This is a genomic window from Candidatus Schmidhempelia bombi str. Bimp, from assembly GCF_000471645.3.
GTDB lineage: Bacteria > Pseudomonadota > Gammaproteobacteria > Enterobacterales > Orbaceae > Utexia > Utexia bombi.
Genome location: NZ_AWGA01000100.1, coordinates 1 through 2,356, shown reverse-complemented (window position 1 = coordinate 2,356; position 2,356 = coordinate 1). Strand labels below are relative to the sequence as shown.

Below are 2,356 nucleotides of genomic sequence, written 5' to 3'. Positions count from 1 at the left end.
AATACCGCCAATAGACTATTTGCTAAGCAAAATCCGATTGGGCAAATTATGCATGCTGGATCGTTACCAGTACGTATTATTGGGATTGTTAAACGCGACCAACAAGGGTTTGGTAGTAATGAAAATCTCAATATTTGGTTACCTTATACGACGGTAATGAATCGTATTACGGGGCAGACGAGCCTAAGAAGTATTACGGTACGTGTCAAAGATAATGTCGATATGGCTGTGGCAGAACAGGCAGTCACGCAATTATTGATACAACGTCATGGAAGTAAAGATTTTTTTATCTTTAATACCGATAGTGTTCGACAAATGGTTGAATCAACAACCGCAACCATGACATTATTAGTCTCAATGATTGCTCTTATCTCATTGGTCGTTGGCGGAATTGGGGTGATGAATATTATGTTAGTCTCCGTTACCGAACGAACTAAAGAAATTGGGGTGAGAATGGCGGTAGGTGCGCGATCTAGCGATATACTTCAACAATTTTTAATCGAATCTATTTTGGTTTGTTTAATTGGTGGCACATTAGGTATTTTACTCTCATTATTAATTGGGGTGATTTTTGCCTATTTTGTGACTGATTTTCCTATGCAGTTCTCGATTTCAGCAATTATTGCGGCGTTCAGTTGTTCGAGTTTGATTGGTATTTTATTTGGATTTTTTCCTGCCAGACGAGCAGCCAACTTAGATCCGATTCATGCCTTAGAACGCGAATAAATTTACATAATAAAATCAAACGGTTAAAGTTAGACAATGACGGTTTGATTTTATTATTAATGTCAGCTGAATAAAAATAGCTCTTATGGTATTCCCATTTTTAGCTATGGTTGTCGTCTGCTGTTTTAAGCAAGCTGTTAAAGGTTACCGATATGACTCATTTCACATGAAGCCAATAATCATAATATCCAACGAATCCTTTCCGCATTAGTACTGTTAAATATGGCTCTTTTCATCCACTAGCAATAAGGTTTAACCGTCACAAAAGTTAAAATCAACTTATTTTAACTTTTGTGTTTAAATATCAATATAAAAAGGTAAAAATAGATTTTTAATAATCAATATTATTGAATCACTGATAAGCGAATAAGTCATCAACTCTTTTATTCATATCAGTACACCTATACCGTTGCTAGATTAATATAAATCGATATTGCCTCATCATGACCTTATAACGTGCGTATTACTTATCTATTTTATCTTATATTAACGCTGCGCACTTTTAGGACGAAATGCCTGCACAATATGGGAATGAGTGTCAATATAAGGACCATCTAAAAGTTGGATACAATAAGGAACACTAGCGAAAATTCCCTGAATTTGAACTTTTCCATTTTCGTCTTTGACTCCTTCCAAGGTCTCTTTAATGGCTTTTGGTTGACCGGGTAAGTTTAAGATTAACGTTTGTTTACGGATAACGCCCAACTGACGTGATAAAATAGCAGTAGGTACAAATGCTAAACTTATTTGCCGCATCTGCTCACCAAACCCAGGCATGACGCGATCGGCAATTGCTAAGGTGGCATCGGGTGTCACATCGCGAATCGCAGGGCCAGTACCGCCTGTTGTTAAAATTAAATCACAATGTTGCTGGTCGACTAACTGACATAGTGTCTTTTCAATTTCGTTTTGTTCATCTGGAATTAAACATTTTATAAAATGACAAGGATTGATGATCGCTTGAGTTAGCCACTTTTCTAGTTCTGGAATACCTTGATCTTGATAAATGCCTTTGGCTGCGCGATCAGAAACCGAAACTAATCCAATAACAATAGGTGCAGTCATTATATTGCCTTATTTTTGTGTTAATAATACGTTATTATTACTCATTGTCTAAGAATTTCAACAGTATGATACACATACCATAAAATATAAAAAGACAATACTATCTTTCGCTATTGTCACTAATTAAAAAACTAGTTTGTCGCTATGATTGAGAGGTTAAACCGTAACCCCGCACCATTTAGAATGGGGAACTAAGGTTTAAACAACGTAGCGGTTTTCATATTTTAAGTTAGTATATATTGTTGTTCTATCTATAGCCTAATAATAGCAATACACACCATCACAGTCTGCTGCAAAAGAATCTTTCCCTATAGTTGCATTTAATCTGAGCGACGTATTTTTTGTATCATCATTCGATTAGAAACATGGATTAAACTATAAACCGATGAAGCTAAGCTATTTTTAGATGGATAATTAACTAATGAAACAACCTAACCGCCCTCACTTAGTTATCTAATACGCCTTTAATTATTTTGTGCTACCTAAGGTACGGTTTTATCATTATTTACAATGATATTTAAACATTTTTCTCACAGGGTGCTATTTTGACTCAGTTATATATAAA

General features: G+C 35.2%; 2 protein-coding genes. One reads left to right on the top strand and one right to left on the bottom strand.

Annotated features, from left to right (window positions below):
* On the top strand, positions 1 to 726 hold a 726-nt coding region (locus O970_RS09045), incomplete at its 5' end, for an FtsX-like permease family protein (protein WP_133459378.1).
* A gap of 486 nt (positions 727 to 1,212) precedes the next feature.
* Here O970_RS09045 and mog read toward each other — a convergent pair.
* Positions 1,213 to 1,791 (bottom strand): molybdopterin adenylyltransferase, encoded by a 579-nt coding sequence (mog, locus tag O970_RS09040; protein ID WP_133459377.1) that lies wholly within the window; start codon positions 1,789 to 1,791, stop codon positions 1,213 to 1,215.
* Between the last annotated feature and the right edge of the window lie 565 nt (positions 1,792 to 2,356).